The organism is Pseudomonas tremae (assembly GCF_023278125.1).
In the GTDB taxonomy this organism is placed as follows: domain Bacteria; phylum Pseudomonadota; class Gammaproteobacteria; order Pseudomonadales; family Pseudomonadaceae; genus Aquipseudomonas; species Aquipseudomonas tremae.
The window spans coordinates 4666285-4682896 of record NZ_CP066270.1 but is presented as its reverse complement, the minus strand read 5'-3'; the positions used below and the strand labels follow the sequence as shown (position 1 = coordinate 4682896).

The window sequence follows — 16612 nt, the reverse complement described above, 5'->3', positions numbered from 1 at the left end:
GCTGTACCCGACAGATCGCGGATGAGCCCCCTCCCACGGCCTTCGGCCAGAATCAAAAGCGGGCCTGTGTATAACCCTGCTCCGATGCTCAGGGAAGGAATCATACGCCTAGCCGTAGCGCTTCTTCGCCTCTATCGCCAGACCGCTGCCGATGCTGCCGAATATGTTGCCTTCGACATGGCGCGCGTTGGGCAGCATCGCAGAGACGCTGTTGCGCAATGCCGGGATGCCACTTGAACCGCCGGTAAAGAACACTGTATTGACCTGCTCGACACCCACGCCTGCGTCATTCAGCAAATTTGTCACGCTGTTACGCACACGCTCGAGCTGAGCGTCGATCGCCGATTCGAACATGGCCCGACTCAGCTCCACACTCAGCTCGGGCTCGACCCGGTCCATCGGCAAATGACGGTGTTCGGCATGGGTCAGGTGGATCTTGGTTTCTTCCACTTCCATTGCCAGCCAATGCCCGGCGCGCTGTTCGATCAGCTTGAACAGGCGATCGATACCGCCGGTGTCTTCGATGTCGTAGCGCATGCTGCCGAGTGCCAGCTGGGATTTCTGCGAGTACACCGCGTTGATGGTGTGCCAGGTCGCCAGGTTGATGTGATGGCTGGTCGGCATGTAGGCGCCGCTTTTCATGCGGCTGCCGTAGCCGAACAGTGGCATTACACCTTGCAGGCTCAACTGCTTGTCGAAGTCGGTCCCGCCGATGTGTACGCCACCTGTGGCCAGGATGTCCTGCTGGCGATCATCGTGCTCGCGCCGCTCGGGTGACAGGCGCACCAGCGAGAAGTCCGAGGTACCGCCGCCGATGTCGACAATCAGCACCAGCTCTTCGGCGATGACGGTGGATTCGTAATCGAATGCCGCCGCAATGGGCTCGAACTGAAATGACACTTCCTTGAAGCCGATCTTGCGTGCTACCTCGGCCAGCGTGTCCTCAGCCTCCTGATCAGCCTGCGCGTCATCGTCGACAAAGTGTACCGGGCGGCCCAGCACGACGTGCTCGAATTCGCGCCCTGCGAAGTGCTCGGCGCGCTTCTTCAGTTCGCCGATAAACAGGGCCAGCAGATCCTTGAACGGCATCGCGGTGCCCAGAACGCTGGTGTCGTGCTTGATCAGCTTGGAGCCCAGCAGGCTTTTGAGCGAGCGCATCAGGCGGCCTTCGTAGCCCTCCAGATACTCGTGAAGCGCGAGGCGTCCGTAGACCGGGCGGCGTTCTTCCATATTGAAGAAAACCACCGATGGCAGGGTAATCTTGTCGTCCTCCAGCGCGATCAACGATTCCACGCCGGGTCGTTGCCAGCCGACAGTGGAGTTGGACGTGCCGAAATCGATGCCGCAGGCACGGGCCGGGGATTGGTCATTCATGTCTTTTACGTTCCAGTCAAAAAACGGCCGCGCAGTTTATGTCAGCGCACGCAAATTGCGTAGCGCGACACGTCGCTTATATTTGCCTGACGGTATTTGCCGCCAAGGCTTGAACTGAGGCTCATTACCCCCAATCTTGAAGGGATTCTCGGTAGACCAGGTTGTCGAACACTCGAACCGCCTGCAAACGCGGCTGGCTATCGGTACATTTTTCGACGTTAGGTAATCCAGATACCTCTCTACAGGGAGGGAGCTGGGCGCGTGACGCCAGCGTATCTGGCTTTGCCGGATAAATCGGATGGGTGATCGTTACATGGATTTCAAAGACTACTACAAGATACTTGACGTTGAGCCCACTGCGGACGACAAGGCGATAAAGACCGCCTATCGCAAACTGGCACGCAAGTATCATCCCGATGTCAGCAAGGAAGCCGGCGCGGAAGACAAGTTCAAGGAAGCGTCAGAAGCCTACGAAGTGCTCAGCAGCCCCGACAAACGGGCCGAGTACGACGAGCTGCGCAAGTACGGTCGACAAGGGCGTCCGTTCCAGACTCCGCCCGGCTGGCAAAGCCGCGCCGGAGCAGGTGCTGGCGGATTCGAGGAAACGGCAGACTTTTCCGAGTTTTTCAGCTCCATTTTCGGTGGCCGGCCACAGCAGGGCGGACGTACCCGCAACCCCGGTCGCACCGGGCAGGATGTTGAAATGGAACTGGCGGTGTTCCTTGAGGAGACCCTGTCGGGCGAATCCAAGCAGGTCAGCTTCAAGGTGCCTCAGCACAGTCCCAACGGGCAGCGCATGGGTGACATCACCAAGACCCTGAACGTGAAGATTCCTGCGGGCGTGACCGATGGCGAGCGTATTCGCCTTAAAGGGCAGGGCGCGCCTGGTGTGGCGGGCGGAGCCGCTGGTGACTGGTACCTGATTATTCGCCTGGCGCCACACCTATGTTCGAGGTCGAAGGCCACGATCTGGTGATCACCGTGCCCTTGGCGCCATGGGAAGCCGTACTGGGGACCAAGGTTGCCGTGCCGACCCTCACCAGCAGGCTGAGCCTGACCATACGTCCCGACAGTCAGAACGGTCAGCGGCTGCGCATAAAAGGTAACGGCCTGATGACCAAAAGTGGCGAACGCGGTGATCTGTATGCCCAGCTCAAGATCGTCGTGCCCAAGCATACGGATGAAGCGACCCGTGCGCTTTGGCAGAAACTGGCCGACAGCGCCTCGTTTGATCCACGGGCTCACTGGAAGGGCTGATTGCCGATGTAACGCGGGTTGTCATCTTTGCAGCGTATTGGCACGACAACCTGACGGGCTCAGTTTTTTGGCAGCATCACAGTAAAGGTGGTGCCATCGGCAATGCTTGAGGTCACGGTGATGCTACCGCTGTGGGCGTTGACCACTTCCTTGACGATGAACAGGCCAAGCCCAAGGCTGGTTGACGTGCCGCGTGTTTCGCTGTCTTCCTCTGTGCTGCGCACCAGCGGATCGAAAATCGTGCCGATCGCATCTTCTGCGATCGGCTTGCCTTCGTTGTGTACCACCAGCACCACGGCTTTATTGTTGCCGGTGACGCTGAGCGTGATTTCGTGACTGGCCGCGCCATGTTGCAGGGCGTTGCCGATCAGGTTCTGCAGCATCTGGCTGATCCGGCCGGTGTCCCAATGGCCCTCAGTATTTCCTTCGATGTTCAGGACCGGCGTCGAGCCCGGTCGCCCTGCACAGGCCTCTTCGATAGCCTCGCGACAAGCGCCGGCCAGGTCCATGTATTTGCGCTCCACCGGCAACCCTGCGCCCAGCCGGCTGCGCACGAACTCCAGCAGATCGCTGACCATCGCGCCCATGTGCCGGGTGCTGGTCTGGATGCGCGATACATAGGACTGGGTCTTTTCGTCCGGCAATATTTTGCGCGCCAGCAGTTCGGTAGACATGCTGACGGCCTGAAGCGGTGCGCGCAGATCATGGCCGAGGATGGCCAGAAAAATATCCCGTGAGCGCCCGACGCGCTCCGCGTAGGCGGCGGTGGACTCGGCCAGCGCTTCGTCGATGGCTTCGTTGAAACGGATTACGTCCTGAAGGTCATCCCGTTGCGGCGTAGCCATATTCTCGGCCCAGAGACGTATGACGCTGGCGCGCAGGTGGCGGAACTCGGACGTCATCTGCACCAGATCAAAACCTACCTCATGGCGCAACTCGCCATGACTGCTGGCAGCTTCATCCAGGCTCGGCGTCTTGTTCAGCTCCTCGCCCCGAGCCTTGGCGACCTCTTCGCTTTTGCTCTGTGCGGTATTCATGTCCCGTGCAGCCGCGAGCAGAATCGACCTGGCGTGATCCCTTAGTTCAACCCGGGTCATGCTCTCGGCGGCCGGTTTCAGCGTTCTGGCAAAGTCTTCCCATTCATCGACGATGCGGTCCACATGAACAACGATGAATTCGGAAAGGCGCATGTGCCGACTACCTTGCTGGAGGGACGTAAAAAAGATGGCGCATATTACCCCCTTTACAGGGCACCACAAACAGGGCGTTTACTGTCATTTCTGTCAGTAGACGCCTTTTTTTCACAGGCCTATGTTCGATCTGTGATTAATCGAACGAAGGGCCAGCGCATGAGTGTAATAACTGTTACCGATGCAATCTTCCAGAAAGAGGTCGTCGAGGCCAGCCACCACAAGCTTGTGGCGGTGGAGTTCTCAACGAAAGGGAAGGAAAAAAAAGCCAGCGCCAAAATGGACGTTATCTTTGATGATCTTGCAGAGAAGTATGCTGAAAAAGCCATCCTGGTCAGGGTGTATATCGAACTGGATTTGGATCTCGAGGACTCTTTGAACCCCGTGGCCTCAAAGGAATACAAGATAAATTGCGGTCCGACGATCGTTTTTTTCAAGGCAGGCAAAAGGGCAAGAGAAGACATTGTCGGGCTGCAGACCAATGAGCGGATGGTGCGCGTGCTGGATGAATTGCTGCTCACCTCATGAAGGAGATATTCACCATGCTGAAGACAGAATTCGCAGCGTTCGTCGAAGAACAGATCACGCTGGTCTCGGGAATACTGGCCGACAAGAAGGCCAACAAGCTGGGCGATCTAGCGCAAGGAAAGCTCACGTTTTTTAGTGCTTTGAGCCGAGTGTTGCAGGGCGAAAAAAACAGTCAGGATCTGGGTATGCTGGACGCTATCAACGATTCGCTGCAGGCACTGGATGTATTGAAATCCGAAGAAACGCTTCTGAATTACAAGAAAAAAGCAGCCACCGTCCAGACAGTTAAAAACGATGACGATTTCAATCGCAAATGGAGCGAAGTCAACCCGTTGGTGTTGCTGGGATTCTGCACCCCGAGCAGCGAGAAAAAGAAGGAGAAAGAGGAGGAGATAGAGGACGAGAAAGAGGAGGAAAAGGAGAAGAAAGAGAAGGCGAAGAAAGAGAAGAAAGAGAAGGAGGTGTAGTGGTCAACTGATCCCGGACACGACGTTAAGTTTTTTCTCGGCCTGAGCCGGTGGCAGCCCACCATTAAATTGGTGCGGTCGAATCCAGTTGTACCTGTGCATCAAAAAATGGCTGATATCCCGCTGAGCTTGTTGGACCGTCGTGTAGCCCATGGTCGGTATCCACTCGGTTTTCAGGCTCCTGAACACCCGCTCCATCGGCGCATTATCCCAACAATTTCCTCGCCGGCTCATGCTCTGACGCATGCGATATCGCCAAAGGCGCTGGCGAAAACTCCGGCTTCCATATTGCGAGCCCTGGTCGGAGTGGAACAGCAGACCTTGAGGCTTCCCTCGCTGCTCGTAAGCCATGTCCAAGGCCTTGATGACCAAGTCGGCATCCGGCTTTCCCGACAACGCCCAGCCCACAACACGGCGGGCAAAAAGATCTAGCACAACTGCCAGATACTGCCATTTCCCTTGAGCCCAGATGTAAGTGATATCGCCACACCAGACGTGGTCAGGAGCGGACACATCAAACTCCCGGTTCAAAACATTAGGGATGTCGGGCCGCTCGACCGTCGCCTTTTTGTAAGCATGCGATCCCGGTTGTTTGCTGACCAACTCCAGCTCGCGCATCAGGCTGCGTACCTTGAATCGCCCGATCTGCTCACCGTCGTCCTGCATCATGGCCATGATGCTACGGCTACCGGGAGCACTGCGGCCTTGGGTGAACAACTCGTTCACCCGACTGCGCAATCGAAGGCGCTCTACATCCGGTGTGCGGCGCCTGAGACGCCGAGCGTAGTAGCACGAGCGGGTCACTTCAAACACCTTGCACAGCCAATCAACCGGCTCGTGGATGCTCAACTGGTCAATCAGCGCGAACGCTCGAGATCTTCCGACATCAAGAGCGCGGTAGCCTTTTTTAAGATTGATTTTTCCCGCTCAAGGCGAGCAATTCGGGCTTCCAGCTCTTGGATTTTCTGCTGCTCCGGGGTCAGCGCTTTGCTCTGCGGGGTGACGCCCGTGCGTTCTTGCTGCACCTGGTCGACCCATCGGCGCAAAGCCGACTCGCCGACACCAAGCGAGCGGCTGGCCTCAATGAAGCTGTAATCCTGCTTAAGAACGAGGTCGGCAGCCTCGCGTTTGAATTCAGGGGAAAAGGTACGGCGTTGTTTGGTCATCTGACACCTCGTTCTGGCGATATTCTCGCCTAAATGGGTGTCCGGTTTCATTAGACCACTACAGGTCGTCATGCTTCGTGTGCCGCCGGGCGCCTGCCCCACTGCAGAGCTAAACTACAATTTGACTAAAGCGCCGACTGTTATCTTTTTCAAGAACGGTAAAAAGATCGATGAAACCGTTAATTTTCACTTGAAATTCTGGTTCAGAGCCAAGATCAACGAGTTGCTTGGCCTCGCAGAGTAAACTTGGCGGGAAATATTGAAGGACCTTCTGAAGTCGAAGGCCATTTTTTTCAGAACAGAAAATACCGCTGCGCCATCGGAAGCACATCGGCCGGTTCGCACCATAGCAACACGCCGTCTGCCTTTACCTGATAGGTCTGCGGATCGACTTCGATGTCCGGCAGGTAGTCGTTGTGGATCAAGTCTTTTTTCTGCACGGTGCGGCAGCCTTTTACCACGCCGATCTGCTTTTTCAGGCCCAGGGTTTCCGGCACGCCTGCGTCAAAGGCTGCCTGGCTGATGAAGGTCATGCTGGTGGCGTGCAGCGAGCTGCCATAGCTGGCGAACATCGGGCGATAGTGGACCGGTTGTGGTGTCGGGATCGAAGCATTGGCGTCGCCCATCAGGCTGGCAGCGATGGCCCCGCCTTTGAGAATGAGGGTAGGTTTGACGCCGAAAAATGCCGGACGCCATAGCACCAGATCTGCCCACTTGCCGACCTCGATGGAACCCACTTCATGGCTGATGCCGTGGGTAATTGCCGGGTTGATGGTGTACTTGGCGATGTAACGCTTGGCGCGGAAGTTGTCGTTGCCGGGGCCATCCTGCGGCAGCGGGCCGCGTTGTTTTTTCATTTTGTCGGCGGTTTGCCAGGTGCGCATGATCACTTCGCCGACCCGGCCCATCGCCTGGCTGTCGGAACTGAGCATGGAGAACGCGCCCAGGTCGTGGAGAATGTCCTCGGCAGCAATGGTTTCACGGCGAATGCGGCTTTCCGCGAAAGCCACGTCTTCGGCAATGCTTGGGTCCAGGTGATGGCAGACCATGAGCATGTCCAGGTGCTCATCAATGGTATTGCGAGTGAAGGGCCGGGTCGGATTGGTCGAACTCGGCAGCACGTTCGGCGAACCGCAGGCTTTGATGATGTCCGGCGCATGGCCGCCACCGGCACCTTCGGTGTGATAAGTGTGGATCGTACGATTCTTGAACGCCGCCAGGGTGGTTTCGACAAAACCTGACTCGTTCAACGTGTCGCTATGGATGGCGACCTGTACGTCATATTCATCGGCAACGCTCAGGCAATTGTCGATGGCGGCAGGCGTTGTGCCCCAGTCTTCGTGCAGTTTCAGACCGATAGCGCCGGCCTTGACCTGCTCGATCAGTGGGCCGGGCAGGCTGACGTTGCCCTTGCCGGTGAAGCCGATGTTCATCGGGAACGAATCCGAGGCCTGCAGCATGCGCGCCATGTGCCAAGGGCCTGGGGTGACCGTCGTGGCGTTGGTGCCGGTTGCGGGGCCGGTGCCGCCGCCGATCATCGTGGTCACGCCGCTCATCAGCGCTTCTTCGATCTGCTGCGGGCAGATGAAGTGGATGTGTGTGTCGACGCCGCCTGCGGTGAGGATCATGCCTTCACCTGCGATGACTTCGGTGGCCGCGCCGACGGCGATGGTCACGTCTGGCTGAATATCCGGATTACCGGCTTTGCCGATTGCTGCAATACGGCCATTCTTGATGCCGACGTCGGCCTTCACGATGCCCCAATGATCAATGATCAAGGCGTTGGTGATCAGCGTATCGACCACATCGGCAGCCAGCAGCTGGCCTTGGCCCATGCCATCACGGATGACCTTGCCACCGCCGAACTTCACTTCCTCACCATAAGTGGTGAAGTCCTTCTCGACCTCGATCCACAATTCGGTATCCGCCAGTCGAACCTTGTCGCCAATGGTGGGGCCGAACATGTCGGCGTAGGCTTGTCTGGAGATTTTCATAGTGATTCCTTGTGCATCGTTATGCGCAACCCCGACTGACTATGACTATCGTGCCAATGCTCCGCGTTGGCACGCATCCCACGCGGCGCGTAGGAATAATATTCAAAAACGACTCAATCCAGCTCGCCCATTACTCGCCCGGCAAAGCCGAAAACCTTGCGCAATCCCGCCAGGTCCACCAGTTCGATTTCTCGTGACTGGCCCGGTTCGAAGCGCACGGCGGTGCCGGCCGGAATGTTCAGGCGCATGCCACGACTGGCGGCGCGGTCGAAGGTCAGGGCGTCGTTGGTTTCAAAAAAGTGGAAGTGCGAGCCCACCTGAATCGGCCGGTCGCCACTGTTGGCGACGGTCAGACTTAGGGTGCGGCGTCCGGCGTTGAGTTCGATGTCGCCGGGCTGGATCTGGTACTGACCAGGGATCATGTCGGTTGCCCCAAGGTTTTGAAATAAATGGCTGTTGGTCGATAACGACCGTCGGGTGTCGCGCAGTAATCCGGCAGCTCGCCGACGCGGTTGTAGGCCAGCGAGCGATAGAAGGCTTCAGCCGTAGAGCCAGCTTCGGTGTCCAGATGCAGCAGCCCGCGTTTGTGTTTCACAGCAGCCTGCTCGACCTCTTCCATCAGTTGTCTGCCAAGGCCATGACCTCGGGCCGCTGGCTGCACCATGAGTTTCTGCACTTCGGCACGGTTCAGGCCATTGGGCTTCTGGCACAGTGAAAGTTGCGCGCTGGCCAGCACATGCGCTTCTTCAGCCACCACCCAAAGCAGCAGGCTGCCTGTAGCGATATCGGCTTTTAGGCCATCACACCAGGCGTAAGCCTGCTCCATGTCCAGGTCGACCATGAAGCCGATCGAAGCGCCGCCGTGAACCGTGTCGAACAGCAACTGCGCCAGGCCGTGGCGGTAATACGCGAAGTTTTCAACGGTGACGCGTCGCAACTGTGCATGGTTCATGGCGTGCTCTCTAGAGGGGGGCGGGGGCTTGCGAAGCGGGCGCCGCCGCGCCGGGGGACAGATCAAGCTGCATGAATGTCAGGTCCAGCCAGCGGCCGAATTTGGTACCGACCTGCGGCATCTGCCCGGTGATCTTGAAGCCCAGACGATCGTGCAGGGCGATGGAAGCCGCGTTGCCGCTTTCGATGGCAGCCACCATCATGTGTTTGTCACAGGTGCGCGCGCGCTCGATCAAAGCAGCCATCAAACGCGGCCCCAGACCTTTGCCACGTTGGTCGGCGCGCACATAAACCGAATGCTCGACGGTATGGCGAAAGCCTTCGAAAGGGCGCCAGTCCCCGAACGATGAATAACCGAGTACATCGCCGGCACTGTCAATGGCGATCAGGATCGGATACCCCTGGGCCTGGCGAGACGCGTACCACGCCTGGCGGTTGGCCAGATCGACCGGCTGCTCGTTCCAGATAGCCGTGGTATTGAGCACTGCATCGTTGTAGATGGCCAGGATGCCCGGCAGATCGCCCGGCAGCGCATCGCGAATCAGCTCTTGCATGATCACTCCTTCAGGCAATCGGCTGGTGTACAGTGACCAGCTTGGTACCGTCCGGGAAGGTGGCTTCCACCTGGATTTCCGGGATCATTTCCGGAATGCCTTCCATGACCTGATCGCGGCTCAGCAGGGTAGTGCCGTAGTGCATCAGGTCGGCGACTGTCTGGCCGTCACGCGCACCTTCCAGCAACGCCGCCGAGATGTAGGCCATGGCTTCCGGATAATTGAGTTTCACCCCGCGCGCCAGACGCCGTTCGGCAACCAGTCCGGCGGTGAAAATCAACATCTTGTCTTTTTCGCGTGGCGTCAGGTCCATAGGCTTTCTACTTCTTCACATTCGGTGGTGGGTCGTACCCGAATCAGGTATCCCAGATTCTCGGCGTTACCGCCTCGCGGCCAAGCAGGGCCGGGCGCAGGCGTTTCCAGATTTCTATCAGCCAGGCCCTGGCGTGCAAGGCCTCGTCGGCCAGACAGCGCGCGACTAACAACCCCGGCAACTGTGTCAGGTTACCGCGAACCGGATTGGGCATCGACAGCGAGCGGCAGTCTTCAAGCAGGTCGCTGGCCACTTCGCCGGTCAGCAGCAGGGTGGCGAACACCGTTTTGCCGTCCAGGCCGACAGGCGAATCCAGCAGCCCGTCACCGCCGATAATGCGTTGCCGCTCATGCCAGAGCAATGTTCCGTCGCGACGAATATCCAGATGCGATTGAAAATGGCCGTGTTCGAAACGTTCGCCACTGGCCGGACGGCCCAGCGCCACGACGTCCCAGTAGCACAGTCGGGCGTCACCGTGCAGCTCGATGCGCGTGGTCAGCTCGGCCTGAGCATTGCTGAAGACGATGGTTTCCTGTGGCAGCCACTCCAGCGTCGCTCCGGGCTGGACATGCAGCTCCAGTTGCTGAAACGCCGGGCTGGCAGCGCGATACCATTTGGCCGCGCCAGGGCTGGTCAGCTGCGCCCAAGCATTGGCGCCGACGGTGGCCGAAATATCCAGGCGGTCGCCCCCGGCTATGCCGCCAGGCGGGTGGACGATGATGTGCTGACACACATGCGGGCCTTCGGCGTACAAATGTTTCTGGACCCGCAAGGGGCCCTTGTGGCGGCGTTGGGTCGGGCGCGTGCAGTCGTCGAAACGGCCATAGCCCAGTTCCAGCTCGGCGTGCCAGCTGGGTGTGAACAAGGCAGTGTGTGCAGGCAGATTCATGGCGTCTTCAATGGCTGATCAAGGGCTGCACGATAACTGATTGGCGCCTCATATGGTGACCAGCCCGCGCACGCCATCGGCTTCCATGTTCTCGCCCCGGCCCTGCTGGACGATTTCACCTCGCGACATCACCAAGTATTGATCTGCCAGTTCTGCCGCAAAGTCATAGAACTGCTCGACCAGCAGAATCGCCATGTCGCCACGCTCGGCCAGTTTCTTGATGACCGCGCCGATCTCCTTGATGACCGAGGGCTGAATGCCTTCTGTGGGCTCATCGAGAATCAGCAGGCGCGGACGACTTGCCAGCGCCCGGCCAATTGCCAGTTGTTGCTGCTGGCCTCCGGACAGATCGCCGCCGCGACGATGTTTCATTTGCAGCAGCACCGGGAACAGCTCGTAGATGAAGGCAGGCACCTCTTTGGCCTCGGAGCCGGGAAAGCGCGACAGGCCCATCAGCAGGTTTTCCTCGACCGTCAGCCGTCCGAAAATTTCCCGACCTTGTGGTACGTAAGCGATACCGGCATGCACTCGTTGATGGGTCTTGATGCCCGTGATGGTTTTGCCTTCCCATTGCACCGTGCCTTCTTTCGAGGGCAGCAGGCCCATTAGCACGCGCAGCAGGGTGGTTTTGCCGACGCCGTTACGGCCCAGCAGGCAGGTGACTTCACCGACCTTCACATCAAAAGACAGCCCGCGCAGGATGTGGCTGCCGCCGTAATATTGATGGAGCTTTTCGACCTGGAGCATGGTTGATTTTCTCGTGTGTTACAGCGTAATCGCAGTTCTGCGACGCGTAGTGTCGGTTCGATGGGGGGCTCTCATCAGCGCCCCAGATAGACTTCGATCACGCGTTCGTCGGCCTGTACGTCGTTCAGTGAGCCTTCGGCCAATACGCTGCCTTGGTGCAGCACAGTGACGTGGTCGGCAATCGAGCCGACGAAGCCCATGTCGTGTTCCACCACCATCAGCGAATGCTTGCCTGCAAGTCCTTTGAACAGCTCGGCAGTAAACTCGGTTTCGGCATCGGTCATGCCTGCCACCGGTTCATCGAGCAACAGCAGTTGCGGGTCCTGAACCAGCAGCATGCCAATTTCCAGAAACTGCTTCTGGCCATGCGACAGCAACCCTGCCGGGCGGTGCATGGAAGGGGCCAGACGGATGGTTTCCAGCACCTCGTTGATGCGGTCCTGTTGCTCGCCGCTCAAGCGCGCACGCAGACTGGCCCACACCGATTTATCGATCTTCTGCGCCAGCTCCAGATTTTCGAACACGCTGAGGGCTTCGAATACCGTGGGTTTCTGAAATTTACGGCCGATCCCTGATTGCGCGATCTGCACTTCGCTCATCTGCGTCAGGTCCAGTGTCTCGCCGAACCAGGCCTTGCCTTGGCTGGGGCGGGTCTTGCCGGTGATGACGTCCATCAGCGTGGTCTTGCCTGCGCCATTGGGGCCGATGATGCAGCGCAGCTCGCCCACGCCGATGTACAGATTCAGATCATTCAAGGCCTTGAAACCATCGAAACTGACGCTGATGTCTTCCAGTGTCAGGATCGTGCCATGACGTGTGTTCAGGCCCTTGCCGGCACTTTTGCCAAGGCCTACCGCGTCGCGGCTGGTGCCTGCGTCGGAGTTGGGGGCCAGAATCGGCTCAAGCATGAACGAGGGCGTCGGAGTGGTTTTCATTGCTCGCTCCTTTTCTTCAGCAGACCGATCACGCCCTTGGGCAGGTACAGCGTGACGATGATGAACAGCGCGCCGAGAAAGAACAGCCAGTACTCCGGGAAAGCCATCGTGAACCAGCTTTTCATGCCGTTGACCAGGCCTGCACCGAGCAGCGGGCCGATCAGCGTGCCGCGACCGCCAAGAGCCACCCACACAGCGGCTTCGATGGAGTTGGTCGGCGACATTTCGCCGGGGTTGATGATGCCGACCTGCGGCACGTACAAGGCCCCGGCCAGGCCGCACAACACAGCGCTCAACACCCAGACGAACAGTTTGAAGCCGCGCGGGTCGTAACCGCAGAACATCAACCGGTTTTCGGCATCACGCAGCGCGGTCAGTACCCGGCCAAACTTGCTCTGTGCCAGCTTCCAGCCGATGTACAGGCTCGCGACCAGCAACGCGACAGTGCTCAGAAACAGCACCGCACGAGTGCCTTGCGAACTGATGCTGAAGCCCAGGATGCTGCGGAAGTTGGTGAAGCCGTTATTGCCGCCAAAACCGGTTTCGTTACGAAAGAACAGCAGCATGCCGGCAAACGTCAGGGCCTGGGTCATGATCGAAAAGTACACGCCCTTGATGCGCGAGCGAAAAGCGAAAAAGCCGAACACCAACGCCAGCAATCCCGGCGCCAGAACCACCAGGCACAACGCCCAGAGAAAGTTATCGGTGCCCGCCCAGTACCACGGCAGCTCGGTCCACGACAGGAATGTCATGAACGCAGGCAAACCATCACCGGCTGCCTGGCGCATAAGGTACATGCCCATCGCATAGCCGCCCAGTGCGAAGAACAAGCCGTGGCCCAGCGAGAGCAGGCCCGCGTAGCCCCACACCAGGTCCAGGGCGAGGGCGACGATGGCATAGCAGAGAATCTTGCCGACCAGCGTCAGGGTGTAGGCCGAGACCTGAAAGCTGTTACCGGCTGGCAACAACGACAGCAGCGGCAGTGCCAGCAGCACGGCGAGGATCAGCATGCCGACAGTCAGCGTGCCTTTGGGGCCGACTTTTTGCGCGGCGGTTATCATCAGTGGCTGGCTCATCAGTCGATCACCCGTCCTTTCAGTGCGAAGAGGCCTTGCGGACGTTTCTGGATAAACAGAATGATCAGCGCGAGGATCAGGATCTTGCCCAGTACGGCGCCGATCTGCGGTTCAAGAATCTTGTTGGCGATGCCCAGGCCGAAGGCGGCTGTGACACTCCCGGCAAGTTGCCCGACACCGCCAAGCACCACCACCAGGAATGAGTCGATGATGTAGCTCTGGCCAAGGTCAGGACCGACGTTGCCGATTTGACTGAGCGCGACGCCGCCCAGGCCTGCGATGCCCGACCCCAGCCCGAAGGCCATCATGTCGATGCGTCCGGTCGGCACGCCACAGCAGGCGGCCATGTTGCGGTTCTGGGTCACGGCACGCACGTTCAGACCCAGTCGGGTCTTGTTCAGCAGCAGCCAGGTCAGCACCACCACGAATAGCGCGAAGGCGATGATGACGATGCGGTTGTAGGGCAGCACCAGGTTGGGCAGCACCTGGATCCCGCCGGACAACCATGCGGGGTTTGCCACTTCGACGTTCTGCGCGCCGAAGGCCAGTCGCACTGCCTGAATCAGCATCAGGCTGATGCCCCAAGTGGCGAGCAGGGTTTCCAGAGGGCGGCCATACAGGTGGCGAATCACTGTTCGTTCCAGTGCCATGCCGATCGCGGCGGTGACAAAAAACGCCACCGGCAGTGCGATCAACGGGTAGTACTCGATGGCACCCGGCGCATAGCGCTGGAACATCAGTTGCACCATGTAAGTCGAGTAGGCACCCAGCATGAGCATTTCGCCGTGCGCCATGTTGATCACGCCGAGCAGGCCGAAGGTGATTGCCAGGCCCAATGCAGCGAGCAGCAGGATCGAGCCCAGCGACATGCCGCTGAACGCCTGACCGAGCAATTCGCCGATCAACAGCTTGCGTTTGACCTGAGCCAGACTGGTTTCGGCAGCGGTGCGGACCGATGCGTCGTTTTCCACACCTGGCGCCAGCAATGATTCAAGACGAGTGCGGGCCAGCGGGTCGCCGGTTTCGCCCAGCAGCCTGACGGCGGCGAGGCGCACCGTGGGGCTTGAGTCGACCATCTGCAGGTTAGCCAGGGCCAGCGTCAGCGCACTTTTAACGCCAGCGTCGGTTTCGCTGGCCACTCTCTGGCTGAGCAGCTCCAGTTGTGCCGGGCGGGCACTTCGCTGTAACTGTTGGGCCGCTGCGAGGCGAACGGCGCTGTCAGACGCCAGCAGCTGGTGGCTGGCAAGTGCCGTTTCCACCAGCCCTCGCAACCGGTTGTTCAAGCGCAGTCTGCGCGGTTCGTCAGGGTTTGGGGCGTCCGCCGCTGCGGGTGCTTGTGCATCGACGGCGACGTATTGATCGTTGGTTTCGATCCAGGCGCGCTTGCTGCTGTCGGCGCCAACCCGCCCGTCGCGCAGGGCTTCAAGCAGTGCGACACGTTCCGGCGTCGGCGTGGCGGCCCAGGTTTCCAGCAGTTCTGCCTGCTTCGAGGAACTGGCTGCGACAAAATCACTGGCGTCGCTGGCCTGAGCCACAACGGGCAGCAGCAGGCTGATGGCGAGAATAAAGCGGTAGAAGTAAGAAGGCATATCAATATGGCCTTGATTTGGTAGGGCGCCGTCTGCTCTTGATCCTGGCCGCAGGCCGTGGGAGAGAACTCGTTCGCTCCCACATCCTTCGGGCAGATGCCTTGAAGCCCTGTTTCAGATGCTTCAGGGCCTGTGCATGACGTTCAGCGTGGGAGCGATCATCAATCGAGGGTCAGTTGCTCTTCACCGGAGCATCCGGCTTCTTGTCGTTGCCGGGAATGTAAGGGCTCCAGGGCTGGGCGCGGATCGGGTCCTTGGTTTCCCAGACGACATTGAACTGCCCATCGTCCTGGATTTCGCCGATCATCACTGGCTTGTGCAGGTGATGGTTGGTCTTGTCCATGGTCAGGGTGAAGCCCGAAGGAGCGGCGAACGTCTGCCCGGCCATTGCTTCACGGACCTTGTCGACATCGGTGGATTTGGCTTTCTCGACCGCCTGCGCCCACATGTGGATGCCAACGTAAGTCGCTTCCATCGGGTCGTTGGTTACGGCTTTGTCAGCGCCCGGCAGGTTTTTCTTTTTGGCATAGGCTTTCCAGTCGGCAACGAACTTCTTGTTGACCGGGTTTTCCACAGACTGGAAGTAGTTCCAGGCGGCCAGGTGACCTACCAGAGGCTTGGCATCGATACCACGCAGTTCTTCTTCGCCTACCGAGAATGCCACCACGGGAACGTCGGTGGCTTTCAGGCCCTGATTGGCCAGTTCCTTGTAAAACGGCACGTTGGAGTCGCCGTTGACGGTGGAAATGACAGCTGTTTTGCCTCCGGCGGAGAACTTCTTGATGTTGGCTACGATGGTTTGATAGTCAGAGTGACCGAATGGGGTGTAGACCTCTTCGATATCGGTATCTTTCACGCCTTTGGAATGCAGGAACGCGCGCAGAATCTTGTTGGTGGTACGCGGGTAGACATAGTCGGTGCCCAGCAGGAAGAAACGCTTGGCCGAGCCGCCGTCTTCACTCATGACATATTCGACCGCAGGAATGGCCTGCTGGTTAGGCGCTGCACCGGTATAGAACACGTTGGGCGACATTTCTTCGCCTTCGTACTGCACCGGGTAAAACAGCAAACCGTTCAGTTCCTCGAACACTGGCAGAACCGACTTGCGGGAGACCGACGTCCAGCAGCCGAACACCACGGCCACTTTGTCCTGGGTCAGCAGTTGACGACCCTTTTCAGCAAACAGCGGCCAGTTGGAGGCGGGGTCCACAACTACGGGTTCGAGCATCTTGCCGTTTACGCCGCCCTTGGCATTGATCTCGTCGATGGTCATCAACGCCATGTCTTTCAACGACGTTTCGGAAATGGCCATGGTTCCCGACAGCGAATGCAGGATGCCGACCTTGATGGTCTCTGCAGCCTGAACGGTCCAGGTCAGCCCCATGGCGGCGATCGATGCGGACAGGGTGAAGGCTTTGATCAGACTGCGACGCTTCATCAGTGGACTCCATTCGTATGGTTTTAGGATCGGGTCTGGGGATTCTGGTTGTAGGCGAACAATAGCGCTGATCAAGCTTTAGCAAATGCTGGGCCAAACGTTGATACGTCGCAAAATGGAACGAATGTGTCGCGTGTGCCCGGT

The 16612-nt window shown here is 58.8% G+C and carries 15 protein-coding genes and 2 pseudogenes; 3 read left to right on the top strand and 14 right to left on the bottom strand.

Annotated elements, in window-relative coordinates; genetic code table 11:
- Positions 1-108: 108 nt before the first annotated feature.
- Positions 109-1374 carry an Hsp70 family protein gene (locus I9H09_RS21190; protein ID WP_122347937.1) on the bottom strand — a complete coding sequence of 422 codons (1266 nt, stop codon included), beginning with the start codon at positions 1372-1374 and terminating at the stop codon, positions 109-111.
- A gap of 313 nt (positions 1375-1687) precedes the next feature.
- On the opposite strand from I9H09_RS21190, the pseudogene cbpA reads away from it, so the two are divergent.
- A pseudogene (gene cbpA / locus I9H09_RS21185) lies at positions 1688-2631 on the top strand (curved DNA-binding protein).
- Positions 2632-2690: 59 nt separating this feature from the next.
- On the opposite strand, the gene I9H09_RS21180 reads toward cbpA, so the two are convergent.
- Positions 2691-3821 (bottom strand): sensor histidine kinase, encoded by a 1131-nt coding sequence (locus tag I9H09_RS21180; protein WP_054997466.1) that lies wholly within the window; start codon positions 3819-3821, stop codon positions 2691-2693.
- Here I9H09_RS21180 and I9H09_RS21175 point away from each other — a divergent pair.
- Both I9H09_RS21175 and I9H09_RS26980 read left to right on the top strand, forming a co-directional pair.
- Complete coding sequence (locus tag I9H09_RS21175; protein ID WP_230855601.1) at positions 3792-4349, top strand: thioredoxin family protein; 558 nt, start codon at positions 3792-3794, stop codon at positions 4347-4349. The two genes, I9H09_RS21180 and I9H09_RS21175, sit on opposite strands and share 30 nt — an antisense overlap.
- Before the next feature lie 14 nt (positions 4350-4363).
- Positions 4364-4600 (top strand): annotated as a pseudogene (locus I9H09_RS26980) (thioredoxin); the annotation flags it as partial.
- 219 nt (positions 4601-4819) lie between these two features.
- Here I9H09_RS26980 and I9H09_RS21165 read toward each other — a convergent pair.
- The 12 genes from I9H09_RS21165 to urtA all read right to left on the bottom strand — a co-directional run bounded on the left by I9H09_RS21165 (position 4820) and on the right by urtA (position 16468).
- Positions 4820-5982, bottom strand: a protein-coding gene (locus I9H09_RS21165; protein WP_122268885.1) for an IS3 family transposase whose coding sequence is annotated in 2 segments (ribosomal slippage) — positions 4820-5730 and positions 5730-5982 — 1164 coding nt in all. Because the reading frame shifts where the segments join, the coding sequence is not laid out codon by codon here.
- Positions 5983-6275: 293 nt separating this feature from the next.
- Complete coding sequence (ureC, locus tag I9H09_RS21160; protein WP_236502269.1) at positions 6276-7976, bottom strand: urease subunit alpha; 1701 nt, start codon at positions 7974-7976, stop codon at positions 6276-6278.
- A 113-nt stretch (positions 7977-8089) separates the two neighbouring features.
- Positions 8090-8398, bottom strand: coding sequence for an urease subunit beta (locus tag I9H09_RS21155; protein ID WP_005888601.1), 309 nt, complete (start codon positions 8396-8398; stop codon positions 8090-8092).
- The gene (locus I9H09_RS21150; protein WP_122312910.1) at positions 8395-8928 is read right to left on the bottom strand and encodes a GNAT family N-acetyltransferase; all 534 of its coding nucleotides are present in this window, start codon (positions 8926-8928) and stop codon (positions 8395-8397) included. Before I9H09_RS21150 ends, I9H09_RS21155 begins: the two co-directional genes overlap by 4 nt.
- 10 nt (positions 8929-8938) lie before the next feature.
- Complete coding sequence (locus tag I9H09_RS21145; RefSeq protein ID WP_005888603.1) at positions 8939-9481, bottom strand: GNAT family N-acetyltransferase; 543 nt, start codon at positions 9479-9481, stop codon at positions 8939-8941.
- Between the two features lie 10 nt (positions 9482-9491).
- Entirely contained in the window at positions 9492-9794 is a 303-nt protein-coding gene (gene ureA, locus I9H09_RS21140; RefSeq protein ID WP_005888604.1) for an urease subunit gamma, read from the bottom strand.
- A 43-nt stretch (positions 9795-9837) separates the two neighbouring features.
- The gene (locus tag I9H09_RS21135; RefSeq protein WP_122346546.1) at positions 9838-10683 is read right to left on the bottom strand and encodes an urease accessory protein UreD; all 846 of its coding nucleotides are present in this window, start codon (positions 10681-10683) and stop codon (positions 9838-9840) included.
- 48 nt (positions 10684-10731) lie between these two features.
- Positions 10732-11430 carry an urea ABC transporter ATP-binding subunit UrtE gene (urtE, locus tag I9H09_RS21130; RefSeq protein WP_053931581.1) on the bottom strand — a complete coding sequence of 233 codons (699 nt, stop codon included), beginning with the start codon at positions 11428-11430 and terminating at the stop codon, positions 10732-10734.
- Between the two features lie 74 nt (positions 11431-11504).
- Entirely contained in the window at positions 11505-12365 is an 861-nt protein-coding gene (urtD, locus tag I9H09_RS21125) for an urea ABC transporter ATP-binding protein UrtD (protein WP_122346547.1), read from the bottom strand.
- Complete coding sequence (gene urtC, locus I9H09_RS21120) at positions 12362-13441, bottom strand: urea ABC transporter permease subunit UrtC (protein ID WP_122312906.1); 1080 nt, start codon at positions 13439-13441, stop codon at positions 12362-12364. Before urtC ends, urtD begins: the two co-directional genes overlap by 4 nt.
- Entirely contained in the window at positions 13441-15030 is a 1590-nt protein-coding gene (urtB, locus tag I9H09_RS21115; RefSeq protein WP_122312905.1) for an urea ABC transporter permease subunit UrtB, read from the bottom strand. The genes urtC and urtB overlap by 1 nt, the downstream gene beginning before the upstream one ends.
- 172 nt (positions 15031-15202) lie before the next feature.
- Positions 15203-16468 (bottom strand): urea ABC transporter substrate-binding protein, encoded by a 1266-nt coding sequence (urtA, locus tag I9H09_RS21110; protein ID WP_005888615.1) that lies wholly within the window; start codon positions 16466-16468, stop codon positions 15203-15205.
- Positions 16469-16612: the final 144 nt, after the last annotated feature.